The following is a 25,359-nucleotide window of genomic DNA, read 5'->3' as shown; positions in this document are numbered from 1 at the left end:
TTTGACCGATGCCGTCCTCGATTACGCCGGTCTCGACTGCCTTCTGTGCCGGGTTGACGCGCTGTGCCCCGATCGATTCCGCCCGACAGGCGCGATGACCGCGGGCGCCAGGCGGTTCGGACCTCGCTGAAGGTCGCTGGTTGAGACGATGACCGCAGTGGGAGTTGGCTGCGATTAGGTCCGGTCGTTGAAGAAGTGACTGATGGCCGACTGCGCCTCTGGAGACCGGAGTTGTTTGGCGAATATTGAGGCTTCTCGGGTGATGGCTTCGAGGATGGCGTCACGGTCGCGCAGCAGGCGCTTTGTCATGCGCACGGATTCTTCGGGTAGCGCGATGAGTTGGTGTGCGGCTGCGAGTGCGGTGGCCAGCGCTGTACCGTCGTCGACGACATCGTTGATGATGCCGGCGATTTGGGCGTCGTGGGCGGTGAAGTTGTTTCCGAATAGGAGCATGGCGCTGGCGCGTTTGTCGCCGGCGTTGCGCGGTAACAGGAGCGAGGTTGCGCCTTGTGGGCTGAGGCCGAGTCGGGTGAATGGCAGTGCAAATTTGGTTGATGCGCCGGCGTATGCGAAATCACAGTGCAGCAGCATGGTGGTGCCGATGCCGATGGCGTGTCCCTCGACCGCGGCGATGATGGGTATCTCGGCGCCGGCTAGGGCGTACAGGAGTGCGAGCGCAGCCGTGGTGTCGGGGTGGTCTTGGAAGTCGCGCAGATCGGTTCCGCTGGTGAAGATTTTGTCGTGGCCGGTGATGATGACTATTCGGAGGCCCGGTCGTTCGTCGGAGTCGGCGATCGCATGGGTGAGCTGTCGGTAGGTGGCCGCCGTCATCGCGTTGCGTGTTGACGGTTCACTTATAGTGAGGATCCGGATGCCAGGCGTCGTGTCGTCGGTAAGGATGGTCATGGCGGGGTGCTGGGGTCGGCCACGGTTTCTCCTGGGCGTGAGTTATTGCTCTGCTGCGTAGAGGAATTCGATGGTTGAGCTGCATGTCTGTTCGGCGAACTGACGGCCCATCTTGAGTGTGGGTGTCGCCAGTACCCGGATCGTCCACTTGCTGCGGATGAGCTCTACGCCGACATGACCTGGGAGGAGTGCCGGTCAATGGGTTCTAGTGCTCTGTCGTAGGCATGGCGGCGCGGGCTGCTGTGTCGGCGTCGGCGGTCAGCATCGAGCGCATGGCGTTGCCGAGCCGGCCGCGCGCGGAAGGCGGACTGTGGCGCCGCCGAATGGGTAGATGCCACGGGTGATCTCGAGGATCCGGTCCATCAATGACGCGCCGCAGCAGGAACCGTAATCGATGGTGGCTGGCTGGCGCATAACTGCCTTTCATCGGATGAAAGATCGTCGTCACGGTGTGTCGGCGGCGACCTCTACCTGAACTAGACTATACAGTCTAGACTGAGGCGTCAACCGCGGACTCTTGCGATCGGTCCATCTTCTGTCGGCGCGCGCGTCGCGGTTCATCACCGGCGCGGTGATTCCCCTCGACGGCGGGATGAGCACCACAATGAGAGTCGCGTGAGTGTCGTGAGATCGAACACCGCACTATCGACGCCGACTCGTGCCGCCCACGGTGAGGAGACCGATGGGCCGACGGCAGATGCCCCCGTAAGCCGTCAGCCGACGGCTTGCACCGCGATCAGGTGCTCGATCGCGGTGGCCACCGATTCCAGGGAATCCGCATCGCGCGTGGACTGCGCCACGACAAAGGCGCCATCCATTAGCGCGTGCAGCCAAGCACTGAGCGCTTGCGCGTCGCGGTCGGTCCTGGTATCTCCGCGCCGTTGTCCGACGCGGAGAATCTTCTCTAATTGCGCGCGCCACTGACGCACGATCTCGGCAATCTGCTGGTGCAGCGGGTCGGCGGGATCCACGATTTCGGTGGCCAGCTTTCCCGCGAGTTCGCCTTGGCGGTAACCGGACTCGACGACGATCCGCGCGAGTTCCCGGAAGTATCCCGACAGGACCGCCGGGGTGGGCAGGTCACGTTCAGCCCAGGAAGCTAGAAGATTGCGGTGGAAACCCCCATAACGGTTCAAGATTTTCTCGGTGAGGGCTTCCTTGGATCCGAAGTGGTGATAGAACGAGCCCTTAGGCACACCGGTGGCTTTCAGTAAGCCATCCACCGTCGTGCCGTGATACCCGTTGGCGAAGATCTGTGCCATGCCTTCCTGCAGCAGGGCCTCGCGGTGAGATATCGGGTGAACGTGATCGATCGCGGTCACAGTCTTGCCTTCACCAAGTCACCCAGTCCGACCGTCACGGCCGTCAAATCCTCGCTTTGCCGCAACGACAGCGCACAAACGAATCCGCCCTCGATCATTGCGATCACCGCGTCCGCGAGGCGGCCGGCGGGCTGGTCAGCACGCACATCGCCGCTTCGCTGTCCTTCGGCGAGTAACTCTTCCAAGGCACGGCCCCAGTGGACGAAGGCCGCCGAAAGACGCGCTCGAAACGGCTCGGAATTGGCGGCAAGCTCGTTGGACAGCTTCCCGGGCAGGTATGCCAACTGCCACTCCCTTGACAAAGACTTTTCGACGACGTCGCGGTGGTAGCCCGCGAGCCGTTCGGGGACACTGAGGTCGTGACGACCTGACCAGCGCTCCAACAGTTCGCATTGGATGTCTTCGTAACGCTGCAGCACCGCTAGAGCGAACGATTCCTTGGATCCAAAGTGGTGGTAGAACGAGCCCTTAGGCACTCCGGCGTCCTCGAGTAGGGCGTCCACCGTAGTGCCGTGATAGCCCTTCGCGTACAGCATCCTGATGCCGGCCGCAAGGAGACGCTCCTTGTGCGATGGGGTTGAGCGTCCAGCGGGGGACACAGCAGATTCAGACTCCTCGACCATTGATTCTGATCGGCAGCCTAATGGGTGCATCGCCGTTCCTTCGCGCGCACCGCCGACCCCTGGCTCGCCCCGCCACCCGCACCTCGCGGCGTAAGCAGGCTCGACGCCGGGGCCGAAACCTCGCCGCGGAGCGAAACAAGCACCCGCACGGTCACATCCGCCGTTAGCGGCCCTGGAAGTTGGCTGCACGTCGCTCAACGAACGACAGGATGCCTTCCTTGAAGTCCTCGCTCTCGAATACCGAGGACTTCACGCCGTCGATCGCGGCAATCGCGGCGGACTCACCCTGCGCGGCATACGTGAACGCGGCCGCCTTCGTCGCCCGAACACCCAATGGTGCGTTGGCACAGATCTCGCGAGCCAACTCGATTCCGCGGCTGAGCTGCTCACCAAACGGCACGACCTCCTGAACGAACCCCAATTGCAGCGCGCGCTGCGCATCGAAGCGGTCCGCCCGCATCAGGTGATACATCGCGTTACCCCAGCCGGTACGGGTGAGATACCGGAAGTGCGCGCCGCCCAGCGGAGCAATCCCTCGCGCCACCTCCAACTGCTGAAACACCGCAGTATCCGCAGCAACGACGATGTCAGCGGCCAGCATCATCTCGATGCCCACGGTCAATGTGAGCCCCTGAACGACAGCAACCACCGGCTTAGTGGCGGGACGGCCCAAACCGAACGGGTCCACTAAGGACGGATCGAGTTCGGCGTCAGCGCCCGGGCCGAAGAACAATGGCATGTCCAAGCCAGCGGTGGTGTTCTCACCAGCCGCGCACAACACCGCTACCCAGAGATCGTCGTCCTCGTCGAACGTCGTGAGATGACCAGCGAGCTGGCGCATCATCTCGGGGGTGTAGGAGTTCTTCTTCGTTTGGTTGTCGACGGTGATAATCGCGATGCGGCCATCCACGGCCAACGTTACTTCCCCCGGCTTACTCTCCTGGCTCATCTGGCACATCTCCTCGCCCTGTCGGACATTTTCATTTACGTCTAGACTAATTCGTCTAGACTGTACCGTCAACGGGGTGCGCCGTGCATCGCAAGGAACGGAAGAGCCGCAGTATGGAACCTTTCGAACTGACGTTGGCCGCGGCCGCTCAGGAGATCAGGGCCAAGGCGCTGTCGCCGGTCGAACTGACAGAGTCCGTGCTGGCCCGCATCGCTGCGGTCAACCCGCAGATCAACGCATTCAGCAACGTCACCGTGGAATTGGCCGCCAGGGCCGCGACTCGGGCGGAACGAGAGATCGCGGCAGGTCGATATTGTGGGCCCCTGCACGGAATCCCCGTCGGGGTCAAGGAGATCTACGACATGGCCGGCGTGCCGAGCACTTCCAGCTCACGTGTCCGGGCGGACCATATACCCGACGAAGACAGTGTCGTCGTCGCGAACCTGCGGGAGGCCGGGGCGGTGGTGGTGGGCCGCACTCATTCTGATGAGTTCGCCTTGGGAGTCGTCACGCCCCAAACGCACAACCCGTGGCGTCCGGATCGCATCGCGGGAGGGTCCAGCGGTGGCTCGGCGGCGGCCGTTGCGGTCGGGGCGTGCGTCCTCGGGTTGGGCAGTGACACCGCCGGCTCAATCCGCATCCCCGCGGCTCTATGCGGCACGGTGGGGCTCAAACCGACGTACGGCCGGGTGTCTTTGACGGGCATCACACCCTTGGCGTTTTCCCTGGATCACGCCGGCCCGTTGACGCGCACCGTCGAGGATGCGGCACTGGCGATGAACGTGATGGCCGGGTACGACCCACGCGACCCGGGTTCGGTCGACGTGGGCGTGCCCGACTTTTCGGCCTGCTTGGGGCGCGAGGTGGCCGGGATGACGGCCGGAGTCCCGGTGAACTTTTTCACCGAGCACGTTGACTCTGAAGTCAGGATCGCAGTCGAAGCGGCGTGCGCCCGGCTCGCGGCGCTGGGTATGCGGCTACGAGAAGCCCGGCTGCCGATGGCTGACGAGGTGATGCCCACCCAATTCGGGATCATGCTGCCCGAGGCCGCCAGCTATCACGAGCAGATGCTGCGCGAGCACGGCGATCACTACACCGACGACGTACGACAGGCATTGCGGGCGGGTGGGTCGGTGTCCGCGACAGATTACCTTCGCGCGCAACGTAAGCGGGTCCTCATCCGTCAACAATGGCGTGAGCTCTTCGACGACATCGATGTCCTGATCGTCCCGACGGTGCCGGTTGTGGCGATGGATGCCGGAAAACCGGAGGCGTCGTGGCCCGACGGCGTCATCGAGGGGCCAGTGGAGGCCTACATCCGGTTCTGCGCCCCCGGGAACCTCACCGGCCTGCCCGCGTTGTCAGTGCCATGCGGGTTCAACAGAGCCGGGTTGCCGATCGGTCTGCAGGTGGTGGGCAGGCCCTTCGACGAGGCCACCGTGCTGGGCGTCGGCCATGCCTATCAATCGGCTGTCGACTGGCCATCTTGGCCGCCGCGGTTCGACGCGCGCGGAAAGCGTTGCGGGTGAAAGTGATAGCGACCCCGCCCCGGCGCCTCTCGATGTGCTCTACCCCGCCGATGATGAAGGCCGCCTGCCCCGGACATCGGACAAGCTCCGCCCTCGTATCAACGCCGACGTTCATCATCCCGTTTACTGAGTTCTGCCACATGATCGCCTCGAAGTGGCAACGGCTAGTCGTGACGCTGGCGGCTTGGCTGCTGGCCTTTGGGTGACGTTGCCAGGCTTAGCGATCACCATGGCGTCGCGAGCGATGCACCCGACTATTCACAATCAGGTTCATCAAAGGCCGAGCTATTCGCGACCGATAACACCGACACCATCACGTACCCGGAAGATAGCTGTCTTCGAGATCTGCCGCGCAGATCAGCGAATTGGTCGAGGAGTTGGGCGGCCTGTCAGCCGTGCTTGGTCAGGCAACCGGGGCGGAACGGGCACAGGTGTATGCAAGCCTAGGTTTGCGTCTTGACTACGACCCCTACCTGCGACGGGTCAAGGTGACGGCCGACCTGAGTCGTGTCGCCGGATGTGTGATCGCGGCTTCGCCGCTCAACACACTCCATCGGCTCGGAAATGAACGCGAGCGTTCATTTCGCTCGCCTCAGTCGTGTGTCCGAGGGGGGACTTGAACCCCCACGCCCATTAGTAGGGCACTAGCACCTCAAGCTAGCGCGTCTGCCATTCCGCCACTCGGACAAAACCAACCGGAGTTGGCAGCTAAGGCTAGCGGATCGGGGTGCGCAGACCCAAGCCAGGTGGGTGCCGGTCAGCCCGCGAGCCGCGCGGGGGCGCCGATGGTAGGAAAGGTGGTTGTGACCCTTGATGCCGGGGAGGCCCCGGTCCACCCCAGCGACGACGTGGTCGAGGTCGTCAGCAGGCTGATCCGGTTCGATACCACCAACACCGGCGAGCCGGAGACGACGCGAGGCGAGGCGGAATGCGCCCAGTGGATCGGTGAGCAGCTCGCCGACGTCGGCTATCAGCCGGAATACGTCGAATCCGGGGCGCCCGGGCGCGGCAACGTCTTCGTCCGCCTACCCGGCGCGGACAGTTCGCGGGGAGCTCTGCTCATCCATGGGCATCTCGACGTGGTACCGGCCGAGCCGGCCGAGTGGAGCGTGCACCCGTTCTCCGGCGCGGTAGAAAACGGGTTCGTCTGGGGCCGCGGCGCCGTCGACATGAAGGACATGGTCGGCATGATGATCGTGGTCGCGCGGCAGTTGAAGCAAGCCGGGATCGTGCCGCCCCGCGACCTGGTGTTCGCCTTCCTCGCCGACGAAGAGCACGGCGGCCATTACGGGGCGCAGTGGCTGGTCCGCAACCGTCCCGAGCTGTTCGCCGGCATCACCGAGGCCATCGGCGAGGTGGGCGGGTTTTCCCTGACCGTGCCGCGCCGTGACGGCGGCGAGCGCCGGCTCTATGTAATCGAGACCGCCGAGAAGGGCCTGTCCTGGATGCGGCTCACGGCGCGGGGTCCAGCCGGGCACGGCTCCATGGCCCACGACCGCAACGCGGTCACCGCCGTCGCCGAGGCCGTCGCCCGACTGGGGCGGCACCGCTTCCCGCTGGTGATGACGGACACGGTCGCCCAGTTCCTGACCGCCGTCAGCGAGGAGACCGGCCTGTCCTTCGACGTGAACTCACCCGACCTCGAGGGGATGATCGAGAAGCTCGGCCCGATGGCCCGCGTGCTCAAGGCCGTGCTGCACGACACCGCGAATCCCACGATGCTCAAGGCCGGCTACAAGGCCAACGTCATCCCGGCGACGGCCGAGGCCGTGGTGGACTGCCGCATCCTGCCCGGCCGCAAGGCGGCGTTCGAGGCCGAGGTGGACGAGTTGCTCGGCCCGGACGTGACCCGCGAGTGGATCAGGGATTTCGAGTCGTACGAGACCACTTTTGACGGCGACCTGGTCGACGCCATGAACGCTGCGCTGCTCGCGCTCGACCCGGGCGCCCGGACGGTGCCGTACATGCTGTCCGGCGGCACCGACGCAAAGGCGTTCGCCCGCTTGGGCATTCGCTGCTTCGGTTTCGCCCCGCTGCGGCTGCCGCCGGACCTGGATTTCACCGCCCTGTTCCACGGCGTCGACGAGCGGGTACCCATCGACGCGCTGAGGTTCGGCACGGAAGTGCTGGCACGCTTCCTGACACACTGCTAGAGCAAGCCGATCACACGAGAGGACCGTTCATGAGCACCGCGCCCGATCCGTACGCCTCGCTGCCGCAGCTGCCGACTTTCACCCTGACCTCGGACTCGATCACCGACGGTCAGCCGCTGGCCAAACCCCAGGTCAGCGGCATCATGGGGGCTGGCGGGGAAGACGTCAGCCCGCAGCTCAGCTGGTCGGGTTTTCCCGCGGAGACGCGTAGCTTCGCGGTCACTGTCTACGACCCCGACGCCCCGACGGCGTCCGGGTTCTGGCACTGGGCGGTGGCGAACCTGCCGGCCGACGTCACCGAGCTGCCGGCGGGCGCCGGTGACGGCAGCAACCTGCCCGGAGACGCGCTGACGCTAGTCAACGACGCCGGAATGCGCCGCTACCTCGGCGCCGCGCCGCCGCCTGGGCATGGCCCGCACCGCTACTACGTCGCCGTGCACGCCGTCGACGTCGACAAGCTCGACCTGAGCGAGGACGCCAGCCCCGCGTACCTCGGGTTCAACCTGTTCCAGCACGCGATCGCCCGCGCGGTCATTCACGCCACCTACGAGCAGACGTAGGCCGCTCTCAGGCCGCTCTCACGGCGTGATCGCGGCCGCGACCTGCCGCGGCAGGTCGTTGACCAGCAAGGGAAGCAGGCCGCCGAACGGCGTGCCGCCGAGCGTGAGGCTGATCGGGAGGTTGAGGACGCCTCCTACGGTCACGTCCACCGTGGACGAGATCGGGTGCGGCGGCACGAGAAGCCCGTCAAACGGCAGGTGGATCACGATCGGGATGGTGGGGTCGATGCCGGCGACGCCCAGGATCGCGGAGAGGGACTGACCAAGCGGACCGAGGAAGCTGGGGAGAACAGTCGATGTGCTCACCGGCAGGGCCAGGTCGACGATCGTTTCGCCGTTGAGGAAGCCGTTCAACGCGTAGGCCGGCATGTCGAAGAGCGCGCCGGCCGCGGCCGTGCCGTTGCCGGTTTGTATCGCGGCCGACAGCACCGTCGCGCCCGTTGCGAGGCCGTTCAGTCCGGAGACGGGCGCCCCGAGGAAGGAGAAGGCGAGCGACAAGGGCGTTCCGAAGAAGGCGTCGGCCTGCAAAACGTTCCCGCTGGGGTTGAAGAGGTTCAATCCAAAGCTCGTCGACGTGGTCGAGCTCGTCAGCGTGGACACCGCGTTGAGGTAGTTGTGCGCGATCTGGCCGGGGATCGAAGCGGGCGGGAACAGGCCGGCGAAGGCCTGGGCCTGTTGCGCCGGGATGGCGAGGATGGGCAGCAGGTCCCCGCCCGGGCCGAGCACGGTGATGTTCGACAGGTTGCTGGTGTCGAATCCGCTGACGAACAGGCCCAGGATGCCATGGGTGACGTCCTGCACCGCGCCGTGGTAGTTACCCGTCGCGATCGCCTGGGCGGCAAGCCCCATGTTGGCCTGGAACACTGGCAACGTCGTCTGTAGGTCCACACCCGCCTTCTGCAACGACGCGGTGATGGTCCCGGCCCAGCCGAGCTGCTGGTTGACGAAGACCTGTGCGGCGGCGGCCAGGTTGAAGTGCAACGCCGGCTGGATCGCCAGTTGGAGGGTCGCCGGTGCGTTCGCCAGCGTGGTGGGGAAGTTCTGCAGCGCGAACGCCATCTGACCGCCCAGCAGCTGCGCGTAGCCCTGTTGGTTGGCGACGACCTGGTGTAGCAACGGGAACGGGTCGGCCGACCAGGTGGTGTACAGGTTTTGCAGGTTGGCCTGGGTCTGGGTGAACAGGACCGCCCATGGGTCATTGGCGGGGGACGGCAGCGTGCCTGGCGCGAACAAGCCCGGGAGGGCGGGTTGCAGCAGCGCCCCGAGTCCCTGCAGCCCCGGGACGTCCGCGAAGGCCCCGGAGATCGTTTGCAAGACCGGTCCGAGCGGATTGGTCAGCAGGGAGACCGGCCTGCCGCCCAGGATGCCCGACAGCACACCGCCGACGTCCTGGCCGACGCCGTTGAGGATCGGGCCGAGCGGGCTACCGCTGAGTATCGGGCCCAAGCCGCCGAGGAGCCCGCCGCCCGTGCCGCCCGTGCCGCCGAGGAGTCCGCCCAGGTCACCGATGATCGGAAGCGTGGCCGCGGGGACGGCGACGGCGCCCACGGGAAAGAGAGCCTGCTCGGCGTTGGCGACCTCGGTGCTCAGGTAGGCGGCCGCGCCGCCGTTCAACACGCCGACGAAGGCGCTGTGAAACGCCGCCGCTTGGGCGGTGAGGGCTTGGAAGTCCTCGCCGAACGTGCCGAACAGCTGGGAGACCGCGACGGACACGTCGTCGGCGGCCGCGGCCGCGATCGCCGTGGTGTTGCCGGACGCAGCGGCGGTGGCCTCCTCGAGCGCCGAACCGATGTGCGCCAGGTTCCCGGCCGCCGCCGTCACTGCGTCGGGTGCTGCGGTCAAAAAGGACATGGATGTCTCCTCGACTTCAGGCCCCGAACCCGACGTTGTGATCATAAGCACACCCGCGGATTGTTGGACACATGCCCAGCGGTGGCACGCGACCTCGCACGATTCCGTCCATTTGCCTCGGGGGCACAAGATCGGCGGTTTGTGTCGGTGCGTGTGACTAATGTTTCGAACATGGGTTCGGGTGATCGGGTTGAGTTCGAGGCGGATTTCGCCGCGTTGCACGCCGCGGTCTCGCGCGTCCTGGAGCACTCCTATGACGCCCTGACGTGTCCGGAGCGGTTGATGTTGTTGGCGCGCCTTGAGGTGGACGGCCGCCGGTTGCGGGTGCCGGGCCATCAGCTGCTCAATCAACTCGCCGAGCAGGCCGATCCTGAGCAGTTGGGCGGGCGGCTTTGCCACGTGGTGGCCGACCGGCTGGGCCTGACCCGCGCGAGGCCTGCCGGCGGGTGGCCGAGGCCGCCGACCTGGGCCCGCGGCGTGCCCTGACCGGCCAACCCCTGCCCCCGCTACTCGAAGCGACCGCGGCCGCCGAACGCGACGGCCACCCGGGAATGCGCCGAAGCCCACCTAGCCCGGCTCGCCACCGCGTTTCGGCCCGACCACCTCGCCGGCCTGGCCGATGCCCTGACCGACTGCCTCAATCCCGACGGCACCTACACCGACACCGACCGCGCCCGCCGCCGCAGCCTGACCCTGGGCCGCCAAGGCCCCGACGGCATGTCCGAACTCCGCGCCCTGCTGACCCCCGAGGCGCGGGCCACCCTGGAAGCCGTGCTGGCCAAACTCGCCGCCCCCGGCCAGTGCAACCCCGACGACGAGCAGCCCGTCATCGACGGCCCCGCCGACCAGGACACCGCCCGCCGCGATACCCGCAGCGCCGCCCAACGCCACCACGACGCCCTGACCGCCGCGCTGCGCGCCCTGCTCGCCTCCGGCAAGTTGGGCCAGCACAACGGGCTACCGGCCACCATCATCGTCACCACCACCCTGCGGGATTTGCACAACGCCACCGGGACCGGACGCACCGGCGGCGGATCACGGCTACCCATCAGCGACGTCATCCGCCTGGCCCGCCACGCCTATCACTATCTGGCCGTGTTCGACGACGCCAAACCTTTGGCGCTCTACCACACCAAACGGCTGGCCTCACCCGGCCAACGCCTCATCCTCTACGCCAAAGACCGCGGCTGCACCGCACCAGGCTGCGACCAACCCGGCTACTACTGCGAAGTCCACCACGTCACCGACTGGGCCACCACCCACACCACCAACATCAACCAGCTCACCTTCGCCTGCACACCCCACCACCGCCTTCTCGACCACGGCTACACCACCCGCAAACACCCCAACGGCACCACCCAATGGATCCCCCCACCGCACCAAGGCCACGGCCAACCCCGCACCGACACCCACCATCACCCCGAGAAACTCCTCACCCCCAAAGACGACGAGGACGACGAAGAGGGCGAAGATGCGGACGAGGGGGAGCGGCTTAGATCGCCGAGCCAACCGCGTCGCTGAGTGAGGCGAACCCGCCGTCGCGCAGTCGGCGGGCTATGTCGTCGTGAATGTGCTTGGGCCACAAGCCCCCGCCGTAGATGAACCCGGTGTAGCCCTGTAAGAGCGACGCTCCCGCGGTGATCCGCTCCCAGGCGTCGTCGGCCGTCTCGATGCCCCCGACGCTGATCAGCACCAGGCGACCGCCGACGCGGGCATAGAGCCGGCGCAGCACCTCGACTGCGCGACGGGCGACCGGCGGACCGGATACGCCACCCGGCCCCAGCTCGTCGACGCCGGGTGTGAGCAGGCCGTCCCGCGACACGGTGGTGTTGGTCGCGACGATGCCCGCCAGCCCCAATTCGACGGCGAGGTCGGCGATGTCGTCAACATCGGAATCGGAGAGGTCGGGCGAGATCTTCACCAGCACGGGAGTGGGTGCCCCGGGGCCGCCCGACACCTCGGCGAGGACGCCGGCGAGGATCGGCCGCAGCGACTCGACCGCCTGCAGATCGCGCAACCCCGGCGTGTTGGGCGAACTCACGTTGACCACCAGATACGACGACAGCGGCCCGACGAGCCGCGCGCTGGCCCGGTAGTCGTCGACCGCCTCGGCGGGCGGGGTCGTCTTCGTCTTGCCGATGTTGACCCCGATCGGGACGTCGTGGCTATGCCGTGCGAGCCGGATCGCCAGCGCTCCCGCCCCAAGGTTGTTGAACCCCATCCGGTTCAGCAGCGCGCGGTCGGCGGGCAGCCGGAACATCCGCGGCGCGGGGTTGCCGGGCTGCGGACGCGCGGTGACGGTGCCGACCTCGGCATACCCGAATCCGAGCGCGCCCCAGGTGCCCAACCCAAGGCCGTCCTTGTCGAACCCCGCGGCCAGCCCGAGCGGCGCCGGGAACCGCACCCCGAAGACGGTACTGGCGAGCAGGGGATCGGTTGGGCCGAGCAGCCGACGCAACAACCGCCGCGCCGGGCCGACCGACGTGACGCCGCGCAGCACGGCGAACACCAGCGCGTGAATGCGCTCGGGCGGGATCGCGAATAGCAGCCGTCGGACCACGCCGTACACCCGGTGGCCGCGGGAGGGGGCGGGCGTCACAGCTCGGGCTGGTCGGGTAGCCGCTTGTCCAGTCGAATTTTTTTGCGACGTAACAAGACTCGTCGGCTGCCGTCGGTGTACAGCCGAACCCGGGTCAGCTCCCAGCCACGGTATTCCGCCTCGATCGACAACCGGATGGACGCGCTGATCCGGGTGACATCCGGAGGCAGCCGCAATGGCACCCACTCGTATTCGTCCGACATGTCGGCTTCCCACCCGGCCGGCAGCCGACTCCACCGCGGCGCGGTCCCGCTCGTCACGGCGCGCCCGCCGCGTGCTCGATGACCTGGACTCCGGCCCCGGACCCCGACACCACATACAAGGTGCCCGACGTCTCGTCGAAGGCCAGTGTGTTCGGTTGCTGCACGGTTGGGTATCGCACCTTTTCGACGGGAATTCCGGTGGACAGATCGTAACCAACCACCATATTCGAAGCGGTCAGGGACACCCAGGCCAACGCGCGGGATCCGGCGAGCCCGTACGGGGCCTGGCGCACCGGGTAGGCCTGCCGCAGCATCAGCGGATCCACGCCGTATACCAGCAGCTGGCCGCCGCGGGTATCGGCGGCCAGCACCACCCCGAGCGGGTCGGCGGCCAGCGTGGTCGCCCCCGTCCCCGCCCGAAGCGCCTGCTCGGCGCGGCCGTCGGCGCTGATCGATGTCACCGACGTCTGGCCCCGGTCCAGCACCACCGTCGTGTTTCCTTGCGTCACAAGGGAATCGACCCGTGCGAAGATCTTGTTCCGGCTGGCGACGGCCGCCGCCGCGCCGGTGCTGTCCGGCGCCTGCAAGAGGTAGACGGCGCCGTCGGCGCTGCCCAGCGCCAGCCTGCCGTCGGCGCGACGGGCGATGGCGGTGAAGTCCACCTGCTGAGCCCCGGCGACGCTCACGAATCGCGGGTGGCCGTCGGACAAGTCGACGACGAGGTAGCCGCCCCGGGTCGCGAGGTACGCGGTGCCGTGGCCGTCACAGGTCAGCGCGGTCGCGGGCCCGGGAAGGGTGAAAACCCGCGGCGCCGCCTGTGGCTCGCCGAACGCCGTGATGATGGCGGGTGCGGCCGGGTCCGCGCCGGGCGTCAGGACCGCCAGTTGGTGCGTCCCGCCGTCGAAGGTAGCCGCGGCCGCCTGACCGCCGAGCGGACGGACCACACCCGCCGGCTGTTGCGCCACCGGCGGCGACTGCGCCGCCTTCGCCGGTTCGATGGTGGGAGGCGCGCTGGAGAGCGGACTCGACGAACATGCCAACAGTGCCGCGGCGCTGGCCAGCAAAGAGAGCAATTTTACGGCGCGTCGACTGCCAGGCGATCTACGGCCCTCCGATCGGGACAGCAATTATTTCCCCTCGCGTAAGCGAAATCGTAAGGAACGGTTTCGCATCCAATATGGCCATGTTGAATGCATTTGGTCCAATAGGCGAGGTATGGTCACGGCATGACCGTCATCGCCGACCGGCATATCGCACAGAAAGAGTTTGCTGTCGAAGACATGACCGCGGGAATTTTCGCCAGCGGATATGGGCAAGTCGGTGATGGGCGTAGTTTTTCATTCCACATTGAACACCGATCGCTCGTCGTCGAGATTTACCGGCCGCGGCTGGCCGGGCCGGTTCCGCAGGCCGAGGAGGTCGTCGCGCGGGCGGTGCGCAGCCTGGTCGACATCGACCTCACCGACGCGCGCAGCCTGACCGCGGCGGTGCGCGATTCCGTCGCGCACGCCGTGGCGGTGTCACACTAGCTACGCCGGGTTGCGGCCCCCGACACCAGGTACGGTCGTCGTCGTGACTGCGGTTCCGGCGACGCCCAGCTGGGAGGGTTCAGGCCCCGCGATATGACCGTCATCCTGTTGCGGCACGGCCGCTCCACCTCTAACACCGCGGGCACCCTGGCCGGGCGCTCCGAGGGGGTCGACCTCGACGACAAGGGCCGCGAACAGGCCGTCGGGTTGATCGACCGGATCGGTGATCTGCCGATCCGCGCCCTGATCTGCTCGCCGCTGCTGCGGTGCCGGCGCACCCTCGAGCCGCTCGCCGAGGCGTTGTGCCTGGAGCCGCTCGTCGACGAGCGGCTCGCCGAGGTCGACTACGGCGAATGGACCGGCCGCAAGATCGGCGAGTTGGCCAAGGAGCCGCTGTGGCGGGTGGTGCAGGCGCACCCCAGCGCGGCGACGTTCCCGGGAGGCGAGGGCCTGGCTGAGGTCCAGGCGCGCGCGGTGGCCGCCATCCGCGAGCACGACCGCCGGCTGGCCCAGGAATTCGGGGCGGAGCACGGCGGCGACGCCCTGTGGGTCGCGTGCACCCACGGCGACGTCATCAAGGCCGTGATCGCTGACGCGTACGGCATGCACCTGGACGGGTTTCAGCGCGTCACCGCCGATCCCAGCTCCGTGAGCGTCATCCGCTACACCGAAATGCGCCCGTTTGTGTTGCACGTCAACCACACCGGTGCCCGGCTGTCGGCCGCGCTGCGGGCGGGGCCCCCACCGAAGAAGGACGGGGAAGCGCAACCGCAGCCGGCCGCGGCGGCATCCCCGAGCGACGCGGTCGTCGGCGGCTCCACGGATTGATCCGGCCGCGCCGACGCGGACCACAACGGTGATCGGATCGCACGGTGACCGCAACAGCCGGTATTTTGGAGTTGCCATGGCACGCGCAATCCACGTTTTCCGCACACCCGACCGATTCGTGGCCGGGACCGTCGGCCAGCCCGGCAATCGGACGTTTTACATCCAGGCGGTCGGCGATTCGCGGGTGGTGTCGGTGGTGTTGGAAAAGCAACAGGTCGCGGTACTCGCGGAACGCATCGGCGCGTTGCTGCTCGAGGTGAACCGCCGGTTCGGCACGCCCGTTCCGCCCGAGCCCACCGAGATCGACGACCTCAGCCCGCTGATCACGCCGGTCGACGCCGAATTCCGGGTCGGCACCATGGGCCTGGGCTGGGACTCCGAGGCGCAGACCGTGGTGGTGGAACTCCTCGCGGTCACCGACGCCGAATTCGACGCGTCGGTGGTCCTGGACGACACCGATGAGGGCCCGGACGCGGTCCGCGTGTTCCTGACGCCGGAATCCGCGCGCCAGTTTGCCACGCGCTCCAATCGCGTCATCTCGGCCGGACGTCCGCCCTGCCCGCTGTGCGAGGAACCGCTGGACCCCGAGGGTCACATCTGCGCGCGCACCAACGGCTACCGGCGCAGCGCGCTGCTCGGGCCGAACGATGACGCCGAGGAATAACGGGACTGACGAGCGTGAGGTGCTTCGGGACGGCGAGCTGACGGTCCTCGGGCGCATCCGCTCAGCCAGCAACGCCACCTTCCTCTGCGAAGCCACCCTCGGCGAGGCCACGGTCCACTGCGTCTACAAGCCGGTCGCGGGTGAGGCGCCGCTGTGGGACTTTCCCGACGGAACCCTGGCCGGCCGCGAGCTGTCCGCGTACCTGGTGTCGCGGCAGCTGGGCTGGAACATCGTGCCCTACACGGTGATTCGAGACGGTCCAAACGGTCCCGGGATGCTGCAGCTGTGGGTGGACCAGCCCGGCGACGCGGCCGACTCCGATCCGCCGCCCGGCCCGGACCTCGTCGACCTGTTCCCGGTCGGCAAGCCGGGCCGCGGCTACCTGCCGGTGCTGCGCGCCTACGACTACGCCGGCGACGAGGTCATCCTGATGCACGCCGACGACGCCCGGTTGCGGCGGATGGCGGTGTTCGACGTGCTGGTCAACAACGCCGACCGCAAGGGGGGCCACATCCTGTGTGGCGTCGACGGCCGCGTCTATGGCGTCGACCACGGGGTCTGCCTGCACGTGGAGAACAAGCTGCGCACCGTGTTGTGGGGGTGGGCCGGCAAGCCGGTCGATGACGAGGCGCTGGAGGCTGTGGCCGGGCTCGCCGAGGCGCTCGCCGGCTCCTTCGGCGACGAGCTGGCCGGGCGGATCACCCGAGCCGAGGTCACGGCACTGCGCAAGCGCGCGCTCGCACTGCTGAAAAACCCCGTCATGCCCGGCCCCAACCGGCATCGCCCGATCCCCTGGCCGGCTTTTTAGCGCCGATCGCGAGCGCGGCGGGGCCGGGCGTGGCGGGTCGGCGCCGGCTTTTTAGCGCCGATCGCGAGCGCGGCGGGGCCGGGCGTGGCGGGTCGGCGCCGGCTTTTTAGCGCCGATCGCGAGCGCGGCGGGGCCGGGCGTGGCGGGTCGGCGCCGGCTTTTGAGCGCCGATCGCGAGCGCGCTCGTGCGGGCCGTCGGCGATACTGATGCGGTGACCCCGGCCGGCGATGAGATGACGGATGCCGCGCTCGCTGCCGACCTGGCCGCAGACGCGGGGGAGCTGCTGCTGAAGGTGCGTGACGAGATCGGCTTCGGCTATCCGTGGGCGCTCGGCGATGCGGGCGACGCCCTGGCCAACGACCTCCTGCTGCGGCGCCTGCGTGCCGAGCGGCCGGGCGACGCGGTGCTCAGCGAGGAAGCGTACGACGACCTGGTGCGGCTCAAACACGACCGGGTATGGATCATCGACCCGCTGGACGGTACCCGCGAATTCTCCACGCCGGGCCGCGACGACTGGGCGGTGCACGTCGCGCTGTGGCAGCGCCCGGCCGACGGCCAATCCGGCAACCACGCGCGCGAGATCACCGACGCGGCGGTTTCCCTGCCGGCGCGCGGCAACACGGTGTACCGCAGCGATACGGTCACCGATGGCGCCGCCCGCGAGGGCATTCCGGACACCATCCGCATCGCCGTCAGCGCGACCCGGCCGCCGGCGGTCCTGCACCGCATGCGGCAGACCCTGCACATCCAGCCCGTCGCGATCGGCTCCGCGGGCGCCAAGGCGATGGCCATCATCGACGGCGACGTCGACGCCTACGTGCACGCAGGCGGCCAGTGGGAGTGGGATTCGGCGGCACCGGCCGGGGTGGTGATGGCCGCGGGCATGCACGCGTCGCGGCTCGACGGGTCGCCCCTGCGCTACAACCAGCTCGACCCCTACCTGCCCGACTTCGTGATGTGCCGCGCCGAGCTGGCGCCGATCCTCCTCGGCGCCATCCGCCAGGAATTTCACTGACCTCGCCCGCGTTTAGAGTCGACGTTATGCAGACGTGGTCTTCCACACAGGTTCCCGTGGTGCCGGGGCGCGGGCCGGAGCTGCGGCTGTACGACACCGCCGACCGTCAGGTGCGCCCCGTCGCGGCCGGCGCGAAGGCGAGCATGTACGTCTGCGGGATCACGCCCTACGACGCCACCCACCTCGGTCACGCGGCGACGTACCTGGCGTTCGACCTGGTCTACCGCCAATGGCTGGATCTCGGCCACGAAGTGCACTACGTGCAGAACGTCACCGACGTCGACGACCCGCTGCTTGAACGCGCCGATCGGGACGGCATCGACTGGCGCGTGCTGGGGGACCGCGAGGTCGCGCTGTTTCGGGAGGACATGGCCGCGCTGCGGGTGCTGCCCCCGCGCGAGTACGTCGGCGCCACCGAGGCGATCGCCGAGGTCGTCGAGCTCGTCGAGAAGATGCTGGCGTCGGGCGCGGCCTACGTCCTGGACGGCGACTACCCGGACGTCTACTACCGGGTGGACGCCACGCCCCAGTTCGGCTACGAGTCCGGCTATGACCGCGAGACGATGCTGCGGCTGTCCGAGGAACGCGGTGGCGACCCGCACCGCCCCGGCAAGAGCGACGAGCTCGACGCCCTGTTGTGGCGCGCCGCGCGGCCCGGGGAACCGAGCTGGCCATCACCCTTCGGCGCCGGACGGCCCGGCTGGCACGTGGAGTGCGCGGCGATCGCGCTGAGCCGCATCGGCACCGGCCCCGACATCCAGGGCGGGGGCGCCGACCTGATCTTCCCGCACCACGAATTCACCGCCGCGCACGCCGAGTGCGTCCGCGTCGAGCGCCGATTCGCCCGGCACTATGTGCACGCCGGCATGATCGGGTGGGACGGGCACAAGATGTCCAAGAGCCGCGGCAACCTGGTGCTGGTGTCGAAGCTGCGCGAACAGGGCGTCGAACCGGCCGCAATCCGGCTGGGGCTGCTGTCCGGCCACTACCGGGCGGACCGGTACTGGAGCCAGGAGGTGCTCGACGACGCGAGTGCGCGGCTGCACCGCTGGCGCACCGCGACCGCGCTGCCGGCGGGGCCGGACGCCGCCGACGTGATCGCCCGCCTGCGCCAATACCTGGCCGACGACCTAAATACACCCAAAGCGCTTGCCGCCCTTGATGGTTGGGTGACCGACACGCTGGAATACGGCGGCCATCATGCCGCGGCGCCGACACTGGTGGCGACCGCCATCGACGCGCTGCTCGGTGTGGACCTGTAATCGCCGCGAGGGCCGAGGTACCGTCTCGGCCATGACGTCACTGCAGGGCAAGGTTGTTTTCATCACGGGCGGCGCTCGGGGGATCGGGGCCGAGGTGGCGCGTCGGCTGGCCAAAAGGGGCGCCAAATTGGTGCTGACGGACCTCGACAAGGGCGAGCTCACCGCGCTGGCCGCCGAGGTCGGCCACGACCGGGTGCTGACCGCGGTCGCCGACGTGCGCGATCTACCCGCCATGCAGTCCGCCGCGGCGCAGGCCGTCGAGCGTTTCGGCGGCATCGATGTCGTGGTGGCCAACGCGGGCATCGCCAGCTACGGGTCGCTGCTGCAGGTCGACCCCGAGGCTTTCAAGCGCGTGCTCGACATCAACGTGCTCGGCGTCTTCCACACGGTTCGCGCCACCCTGCCGGCGCTGATCGACCGCCGGGGCTACGTGCTGATCGTCTCGTCGCTGGCGGCGTACGCGGCGGCTCCGGGGCTGGCGCCGTACAACGCCTCGAAGGCGGGCGTTGAGAACCTCGCCAACGCGCTGCGCCTGGAGGTGGCCCACCACGGCGTCAGCGTCGGTTCGGCGCACATGTCGTGGATCGACACCGCCCTGGTCCGCGACACCAAGGCCGACCTGCCGTCGTTCGCCGAATTGCTGACGAAGTTGCCGTGGCCGTTGAGCAAGACCACCACCGTCGACGACTGCGCGGACGCCTTCGTCAAGGGCATCGAGGGCCGCGCGCGGCGCGTCTACTCGCCGCCCTGGGTGGGGTTGTTCCGGTGGCTCAAGCCGGTGCTGTCCACGCCGATCGGCGAGCTGCCGGTGCTGCGGCACACCGCCGAGCTGGTGCCGCGCATGGACGCCGAGGTGGCGGCGTTGGGGCGCTCGACCAGCGCCTACAACGTGGGCCTGGACGGCCCGGCGTCGAGTTGATGCGAGCTGGGGCACGCAACTAGTCGACGTCGGGCGGGCTCAGCGCCCGAACCCGGGGCGACGGCGGCGCAGGTAGCGCTCGAACTCGGCGGCCAGGGCGTCGCCGTCGATCTTGCCCAGGGCCTCGTTCATGTCGACCTCGGCGTCGCCGCGCTGCTCGAGGGACACCACGTACTCGGCCAGGTCCTCGTCCTCGGCGGCCATCTCGGTGATGGTCTGCTCCCACTCCTCGGCCTGGGCCGGCAGGTCGGCCAGCGGCACCTCGACGTCGAGCACGTCCTCGACCCGGCGCAGCAGCGCCACCGTCGCCTTCGGGTTGGGCGGTTGCGACACGTAGTGCGGCACGGCCGCCCAGAACGTCACGGCGGGGATCCCGGCGGCCACGCAGGCGTCCTGGAACACCCCGGCGATTCCGGTCGGACCCTCGTAACGGGTTTCTTCGAGGCCGAAGCGTTTCGCCGACTCCGGGGAGTAGGCCGCGCCGGAGACGGGCACCGGCCGGGTGTGCGGCGTGTCGGCCAGCAGCGCGCCGAGGATCACGACGGTGTCGGCGTTGAGCTTGTCGGCGATGGCGACCAATTCGGCGGAGAAGGTCCGCCAGCGCATGTTGGGCTCCACGCCGTGCATCAGGACGACGTCGCGGTCGCTGCCGGGCGGCCGGCAGTGGGAAATCCGCATCGCCGGCCACACCAGTTCTCGCGTCACCCCGTCCACCTGGCGGATCACCGGGCGGTTCACCTGGTAGTCGTAATAGGCCTCGTCGTCGATCTCCACGATCGGGTCGGCTTCCCAGATGGTCTCGAGGTGGTCGAGCGCGTCGCTCGCCGCATCGCCTGCGTCGTTCCAGCCCTCGAACGCCGCCACGACGATGGTGTTGTGCAGTTCGGGCAGTGCGGCTTCTCCATAAGGGGGGCCCTGAGGCGGGGTCACAGAATCAGCGTACGGCCTCCTGCGGACTGCCTGCGCATACGCTGGCCGAGAACTCGGCGCTCGCCGTCAGGGAGGGACCCGTCGACGACCGGGCGCATTCCATAGCGCGACTATCCTTACGGGGCGGCCGCCGCTAACGAACACCACGTCTACACGGGGATTTTTGCGCTGGAGATCGAGCCGCATGCGATCGGTCCGAGCCGCGATGACGTCAAGCAGCGGCGTCGACGCGGCCGAGACGAAATACGGTCGGCGGCAATTCCGTTACCCTTGGTAACTACGACATTGCCGACGAGATCCGCGAGCGGGCGCCCCAGGGCGCCGCGAACGCGGGTTGGGTTGAGCTGGGCGTCCAGACGTCGGGTGAGGACGTAGACTTTTTTGGTCGAGAGGCGTTGCAACGGATCTCCGGTCCCGCCGGTATCCGCCACGCTCGGCGGAGTCAAGGGCGCCTTCCGTAATGGAAGGAACGTATGTGAACGCCGTTAAGTCAGAGGGCTTTGCGCCCAACATCCGCCCCGACTGCACCGACGAACTGCGGACTGCGCTCGGCCGGCGGATCATGGTCATCGACGGCGCGATGGGCACGGCGATCCAGCGGGACAGGCCCGACGAGGCGGGTTATCGCGGCGAGCGATTCACGGAGTGGCCGACCGCGCTGCAGGGCAACAACGACCTGCTCAACCTGACCCAGCCGCAGATCATCGAGGGGATCCACCGCGAATACCTCGACGCGGGCGCCGACATCCTGGAAACCAACACGTTCAACGCGAACGCGATCTCGCTCTCCGACTACGACATGGCGGATCTGAGCTACGAGCTGAACTACGCCGGCGCGGCCCTGGCCCGCAAGGCTGCCGACGAGTACAGCACCCCCGAAAAGCCCCGGTACGTCGCCGGCGCCCTCGGGCCGACCACGCGCACCGCGTCGATCTCGCCGGACGTCAACGACCCGGGAGCGCGCAACGTCTCATACGACCAGCTGGTCGCCGCCTACCTCGAATCCGCCAACGGCCTGGTCGACGGGGGCGTCGACCTCCTCATCATCGAGACGATCTTCGACTCGCTGAACGCCAAGGCGGCGGTGTTCGCCGTCGAGACGCTGTTCGAGGAGCGCGGACGCCGCTGGCCGGTGATCATCTCGGGCACCATCACCGACGCGTCCGGCCGGACGCTGTCCGGGCAGGTCACCGAGGCCTTCTGGAACTCGATCCGCCACGCGAAGCCGCTGGCCGTGGGACTCAACTGCGCCCTGGGCGCCCCGGAGATGCGGCCCTACATCGCCGAGGTGTCGCGGATCGCGGACACCTTCGTCTCCTGCTACCCGAATGCCGGACTGCCCAACGCCTTCGGGGAGTACGACGAGTCGCCGGAGCGTCAGGCCGGCTACATCGCCGACTTCGCCGAGGCCGGCCTGGTCAACCTCGTCGGCGGTTGCTGCGGCACGGCGCCGCCGCACATCGCCGAGATCGCCAAGGTCGTCGAGGGCAAACCGCCGCGCGTGGTGCCGGAAATCCCGGTGGCCACCCGGCTCTCCGGCTTGGAGCCGCTCAACATCGCCGACGACTCCTTGTTCGTCAACATCGGTGAGCGCACCAACATCACCGGCTCCGCCCGGTTCCGCAACCTGATCAAGGCCGAGGACTACGACTCCGCGCTGTCGGTCGCCCTGCAGCAGGTCGAGGTCGGCGCCCAAGTCATCGACATCAACATGGACGAGGGCATGATCGACGGCGTCGCCGCGATGGACCGGTTCACCAAGCTGATTGCCGCCGAGCCGGACATCAGCCGCGTCCCGGTGATGATCGACTCGTCCAAGTGGGAGGTAATCGAGGCGGGCCTGAAGAACGTGCAGGGCAAGCCGATCGTCAACTCGATCTCTTTGAAGGAGGGCGAGGAGAAGTTCGTCCGCGAGGCACGGCTGTGCCGCAAGTACGGCGCCGCCGTCGTGGTGATGGCCTTCGACGAGCAGGGGCAGGCCGACAACCTGGAGCGTCGCAAACAGATCTGCGGGCGCGCCTACCGGATCCTCACCGAAGACGTCGGATTCCCGCCCGAGGACATCATCTTCGACCCGAACTGCTTCGCGCTGGCGACCGGCATCGAGGAGCACGCGACCTACGGGATCGACTTCATCGAGGCCTGCGCCTGGATCAAGGAGAACCTGCCGGGGGTGCACATCTCCGGCGGCATCTCGAACGTGTCGTTCTCGTTCCGGGGTAACAACCCCGTGCGCGAGGCGATCCACGCGGTGTTCCTGTACCACGCCATCAAGGCCGGCCTGGACATGGGCATCGTCAACGCCGGCGCTCTGGTGCCCTACGACTCGATCGACCCCGAGCTGCGGGACCGCATCGAAGACGTCGTGCTGAACCGCCGCGAGGACGCGGCCGAGCGGCTGCTGGAGATCGCGGAACGGTTCAACAAGACAGACAAGACCGAGGACCCGAAGGCCGCCGAGTGGCGCAGCCTCCCGGTCCGCGAGAGGATCACGCACGCCCTGGTCAAGGGCATCGACGCCCACATCGATGACGACACCGAGGAGTTGCGTGCCGAGATCGCCGCCGCGGGCGGTCGCCCGATCGAGGTGATCGAGGGCCCGCTGATGGACGGCATGAACGTCGTCGGCGACCTGTTCGGCTCGGGCAAGATGTTCCTGCCCCAGGTGGTGAAGTCGGCCCGGGTAATGAAGAAGGCCGTCGCGTACCTGCTGCCGTTCATCGAGGAAGAGAAGGTGAGCTCCGGCGCGGCCGCTTCGAAGGACACCAACGGCACGATCGTGATGGCGACCGTGAAGGGCGACGTCCACGACATCGGCAAGAACATCGTCGGGGTTGTCCTGCAGTGCAACAACTTCGAAGTGATCGACCTCGGTGTGATGGTGCCCGCCGAGAAGATCCTGGCCGCGGCGAAGGAGCACGACGCCGACATCATCGGGCTGTCCGGACTGATCACGCCGTCCCTCGACGAGATGTCCAACTTCGCCGTCGAGATGGAACGCGAGGGGCTGGAAATCCCGCTGTTGATCGGTGGCGCGACCACCTCGCGGGCCCACACGGCCGTGAAAATATCGCCGCGTCGGTCCGGTCCGGTGGTGTGGGTCAAGGACGCGTCCCGCTCGGTGCCCGTCGCCGCGGCGCTCCTCGACGACAGGCAGCGTCCCGCCCTGCTCGAGGCCACCGAGAAGGACTACGCCTCGCTGCGCGAACGGCACTCCCAGAAGAATGAGCGGCCGATGCTGACGCTCCAGATGGCCCGCGCGAACCGGACGCCGATCGAGTGGGACGGCTACACGCCGCCGGTGCCCGCCCAGGGGCTCGGCGTGCGGGAGTTTCACGACTACGACCTCGCCGAGCTGCGCGAGTACATCGACTGGCAGCCGTTCTTCAACGCCTGGGAGATGAAGGGCCGCTTCCCTGACATCCTCAACAACCCGGTCTCGGGCGAGGCCGCGCGCAAGCTATACGACGACGCCCAGGAGATGCTCGACACCCTCATCAAGGAGAAGTGGCTGACCGCCAACGGGGTGATCGGGTTCTTCCCGGCCAACGCGGTCGGTGACGACATCGAGGTCTACACCGACGACACCCGCACCGAGGTGCTGACCACCTTGCACAACCTGCGCCAGCAGGGCGAGCACCGGGACGGCATCCCGAACCGGTCGTTGGGCGACTTCATCGCCCCCAAGGACACCGGCCTGGCCGACTACGTCGGCGCCTTCGCCGTCACGTCGGGGCTCGGCAGCCAGGACAAGATCGCGGAGTTCAAGGCGGCCCACGACGACTACAGCGCGATCCTGCTGGAGTCCCTCGCCGACCGGCTCGCGGAGGCGTTCGCCGAACGGATGCACCAACGGGTTCGCAAGGAGTTCTGGGGATTCCAGCCCGACGAGCATCTGGACAACGAGGCGCTCATCAACGAGAAGTACCGCGGCATCCGCCCCGCCCCCGGCTACCCGGCCTGCCCAGAGCACACCGAGAAGGTGACGCTCTGGAATTTGCTGGACGTCAAGGAGCGGACCGGCATCGAGTTGACCGAGTCGATGGCGATGTGGCCCGGTGCCGCCGTCAGCGGCTGGTATTTCTCACACCCGCAGTCGCAGTACTTCGTCATCGGCCGGATGGCCCAGGACCAGGTCGCCGACTACGCGAGGCGCAAGGGCTGGACCCTGAAGGAAGCCGAGCGCTGGCTCGCGCCCAACCTCGGCTACAACCCCGAGGACTGAGCCCCGGCGCGCCGGTGGCGAGCGTGCGTGTTTGTTCGACGACACGCCGCTGAACGCGGCATTCTGCGCACGTTCGCGGCGGGTCCGAGCAGACAGTTGGTTGGCCAAGGGATTGACTCGACAGTCATCAGGCTCAACGAAGCCGTGGAGATCTCCGCGTAATTCGGAGTGGCCGACGCCATCGCCGGCGTGGTCGGTCCGCTCGTACCCTGGGCATGCCTGATTTCGCCGGGAATCGGCGCGCCGCTGTCCCGCGTTCGGCGTTCGGCGTTCGGCGTTCGGCGTTCGGCAAGGCCATCCCTCTTCGACGACCGCGTCAACAGCGCGCCGCGTGACCGGCCGGTGCGCGTCGGGCTGTTCGGCATGGACGGCAGCCGATTGATCCTGCAAAGTTCTGGGAAGGCCTGGCCTAGGTTCGCCGGGCCGTGTGTGCCATCCTGTCGTTCGTGTTCGCTCGGATGTCGGCTTGCACGCCCAGATTCG

General features: G+C 67.9%; 20 protein-coding genes, 1 tRNA gene and 3 pseudogenes. 13 read left to right on the top strand and 11 right to left on the bottom strand.

Features of this window, described 5'->3' with window-relative positions; translation table 11 throughout:
* Positions 1–174: 174 nt before the first annotated feature.
* The 5 genes and pseudogenes from SKC42_RS14760 to SKC42_RS14740 all read right to left on the bottom strand — a co-directional run bounded on the left by SKC42_RS14760 (position 175) and on the right by SKC42_RS14740 (position 3,800).
* A complete protein-coding gene (locus SKC42_RS14760; RefSeq protein WP_330965044.1) occupies positions 175–906 on the bottom strand; it encodes an enoyl-CoA hydratase/isomerase family protein in 732 nt (243 codons plus the stop codon).
* A 229-nt stretch (positions 907–1,135) separates the two neighbouring features.
* Positions 1,136–1,257, bottom strand: a pseudogene (locus tag SKC42_RS14755) (crotonase/enoyl-CoA hydratase family protein); the annotation flags it as partial.
* 362 nt (positions 1,258–1,619) lie between these two features.
* Positions 1,620–2,228 carry a TetR/AcrR family transcriptional regulator gene (locus tag SKC42_RS14750; protein WP_330965043.1) on the bottom strand — a complete coding sequence of 203 codons (609 nt, stop codon included), beginning with the start codon at positions 2,226–2,228 and terminating at the stop codon, positions 1,620–1,622.
* The gene (locus SKC42_RS14745) at positions 2,225–2,851 is read right to left on the bottom strand and encodes a TetR/AcrR family transcriptional regulator (RefSeq protein ID WP_330965042.1); all 627 of its coding nucleotides are present in this window, start codon (positions 2,849–2,851) and stop codon (positions 2,225–2,227) included. The genes SKC42_RS14750 and SKC42_RS14745 overlap by 4 nt, the downstream gene beginning before the upstream one ends.
* A gap of 163 nt (positions 2,852–3,014) precedes the next feature.
* Positions 3,015–3,800, bottom strand: coding sequence for a crotonase/enoyl-CoA hydratase family protein (locus tag SKC42_RS14740; RefSeq protein WP_330965041.1), 786 nt, complete (start codon positions 3,798–3,800; stop codon positions 3,015–3,017).
* 113 nt (positions 3,801–3,913) lie between these two features.
* On the opposite strand from SKC42_RS14740, the gene SKC42_RS14735 reads away from it, so the two are divergent.
* Positions 3,914–5,329, top strand: a complete 1,416-nt coding sequence (locus SKC42_RS14735) for an amidase (protein ID WP_330965040.1) — start codon at positions 3,914–3,916, stop codon at positions 5,327–5,329.
* Positions 5,330–5,673: 344 nt separating this feature from the next.
* Positions 5,674–5,853 (top strand): annotated as a pseudogene (locus SKC42_RS27745) (recombinase family protein); the annotation flags it as partial.
* Positions 5,854–5,930: 77 nt separating this feature from the next.
* Here the strand turns inward: SKC42_RS27745 and SKC42_RS14730 are convergent.
* Positions 5,931–6,016: transfer RNA gene (locus SKC42_RS14730), tRNA-Leu, on the bottom strand.
* A gap of 98 nt (positions 6,017–6,114) precedes the next feature.
* On the opposite strand from SKC42_RS14730, the gene SKC42_RS14725 reads away from it, so the two are divergent.
* Positions 6,115–7,482, top strand: a complete 1,368-nt coding sequence (locus tag SKC42_RS14725) for a M20/M25/M40 family metallo-hydrolase (RefSeq protein ID WP_442932152.1) — start codon at positions 6,115–6,117, stop codon at positions 7,480–7,482.
* 29 nt (positions 7,483–7,511) lie between these two features.
* Positions 7,512–8,042 (top strand): YbhB/YbcL family Raf kinase inhibitor-like protein, encoded by a 531-nt coding sequence (locus tag SKC42_RS14720; RefSeq protein WP_330965038.1) that lies wholly within the window; start codon positions 7,512–7,514, stop codon positions 8,040–8,042.
* An 18-nt stretch (positions 8,043–8,060) separates the two neighbouring features.
* Here the strand turns inward: SKC42_RS14720 and SKC42_RS14715 are convergent, their stop codons facing one another.
* Positions 8,061–9,893: a PE family protein gene (locus tag SKC42_RS14715; RefSeq protein WP_330965037.1), complete on the bottom strand. Its 1,833-nt coding sequence runs from the start codon at positions 9,891–9,893 to the stop codon at positions 8,061–8,063.
* A 171-nt stretch (positions 9,894–10,064) separates the two neighbouring features.
* Here SKC42_RS14715 and SKC42_RS14710 point away from each other — a divergent pair.
* Positions 10,065–11,414 (top strand): annotated as a pseudogene (locus SKC42_RS14710) (HNH endonuclease signature motif containing protein).
* On the opposite strand, the gene SKC42_RS14705 reads toward SKC42_RS14710, so the two are convergent.
* From SKC42_RS14705 to SKC42_RS14695, 3 genes are read right to left on the bottom strand one after another with little or no spacing between them, the layout of a single operon-like run.
* On the bottom strand, positions 11,386–12,462 hold the full coding sequence (locus SKC42_RS14705; RefSeq protein WP_330965175.1) for a quinone-dependent dihydroorotate dehydrogenase: 1,077 nt from the start codon (positions 12,460–12,462) through the stop codon (positions 11,386–11,388). The pseudogene SKC42_RS14710 and the gene SKC42_RS14705 sit on opposite strands and share 29 nt — an antisense overlap.
* 26 nt (positions 12,463–12,488) lie before the next feature.
* Entirely contained in the window at positions 12,489–12,695 is a 207-nt protein-coding gene (locus SKC42_RS14700; protein ID WP_330965174.1) for a DUF5703 family protein, read from the bottom strand.
* 53 nt (positions 12,696–12,748) lie between these two features.
* Positions 12,749–13,768, bottom strand: a complete 1,020-nt coding sequence (locus SKC42_RS14695) for a YncE family protein (protein WP_330965036.1) — start codon at positions 13,766–13,768, stop codon at positions 12,749–12,751.
* A 153-nt stretch (positions 13,769–13,921) separates the two neighbouring features.
* Between SKC42_RS14695 and SKC42_RS14690 the strand changes: the two genes are divergently transcribed.
* The 7 genes from SKC42_RS14690 (at position 13,922) to SKC42_RS14660 (ending at position 19,721) form a co-directional block, all read left to right on the top strand.
* On the top strand, positions 13,922–14,224 hold the full coding sequence (locus SKC42_RS14690; protein ID WP_330965035.1) for a hypothetical protein: 303 nt from the start codon (positions 13,922–13,924) through the stop codon (positions 14,222–14,224).
* A 93-nt stretch (positions 14,225–14,317) separates the two neighbouring features.
* Positions 14,318–15,052, top strand: coding sequence for a histidine phosphatase family protein (locus SKC42_RS14685; RefSeq protein ID WP_330965034.1), 735 nt, complete (start codon positions 14,318–14,320; stop codon positions 15,050–15,052).
* Positions 15,053–15,128: 76 nt separating this feature from the next.
* Entirely contained in the window at positions 15,129–15,716 is a 588-nt protein-coding gene (locus tag SKC42_RS14680; protein WP_330965033.1) for a DUF3090 domain-containing protein, read from the top strand.
* On the top strand, positions 15,700–16,524 hold the full coding sequence (locus SKC42_RS14675) for an SCO1664 family protein (RefSeq protein WP_330965032.1): 825 nt from the start codon (positions 15,700–15,702) through the stop codon (positions 16,522–16,524). The genes SKC42_RS14680 and SKC42_RS14675 overlap by 17 nt, the downstream gene beginning before the upstream one ends.
* Before the next feature lie 233 nt (positions 16,525–16,757).
* A complete protein-coding gene (locus SKC42_RS14670; protein ID WP_330965173.1) occupies positions 16,758–17,540 on the top strand; it encodes a 3'(2'),5'-bisphosphate nucleotidase CysQ in 783 nt (260 codons plus the stop codon).
* Between the two features lie 26 nt (positions 17,541–17,566).
* On the top strand, positions 17,567–18,802 hold the full coding sequence (gene mshC / locus SKC42_RS14665; protein WP_330965031.1) for a cysteine--1-D-myo-inosityl 2-amino-2-deoxy-alpha-D-glucopyranoside ligase: 1,236 nt from the start codon (positions 17,567–17,569) through the stop codon (positions 18,800–18,802).
* Between the two features lie 31 nt (positions 18,803–18,833).
* Positions 18,834–19,721: an SDR family oxidoreductase gene (locus SKC42_RS14660; protein WP_330965030.1), complete on the top strand. Its 888-nt coding sequence runs from the start codon at positions 18,834–18,836 to the stop codon at positions 19,719–19,721.
* Positions 19,722–19,760: 39 nt separating this feature from the next.
* Here the strand turns inward: SKC42_RS14660 and SKC42_RS14655 are convergent, their stop codons facing one another.
* Positions 19,761–20,651 (bottom strand): PAC2 family protein, encoded by an 891-nt coding sequence (locus SKC42_RS14655; RefSeq protein ID WP_330965029.1) that lies wholly within the window; start codon positions 20,649–20,651, stop codon positions 19,761–19,763.
* A 475-nt stretch (positions 20,652–21,126) separates the two neighbouring features.
* Between SKC42_RS14655 and metH the strand changes: the two genes are divergently transcribed.
* Positions 21,127–24,876, top strand: coding sequence for a methionine synthase (metH, locus tag SKC42_RS14650; protein WP_442932151.1), 3,750 nt, complete (start codon positions 21,127–21,129; stop codon positions 24,874–24,876).
* Positions 24,877–25,359 lie beyond the last annotated feature (483 nt).

The sequence above is a fragment of the Mycobacterium sp. 050134 genome (genome assembly GCF_036409085.1).
GTDB lineage: Bacteria > Actinomycetota > Actinomycetes > Mycobacteriales > Mycobacteriaceae > Mycobacterium.
Note: the sequence above shows the minus strand (reverse complement) of the source record. Positions and strands in the feature narration are given on the sequence as shown.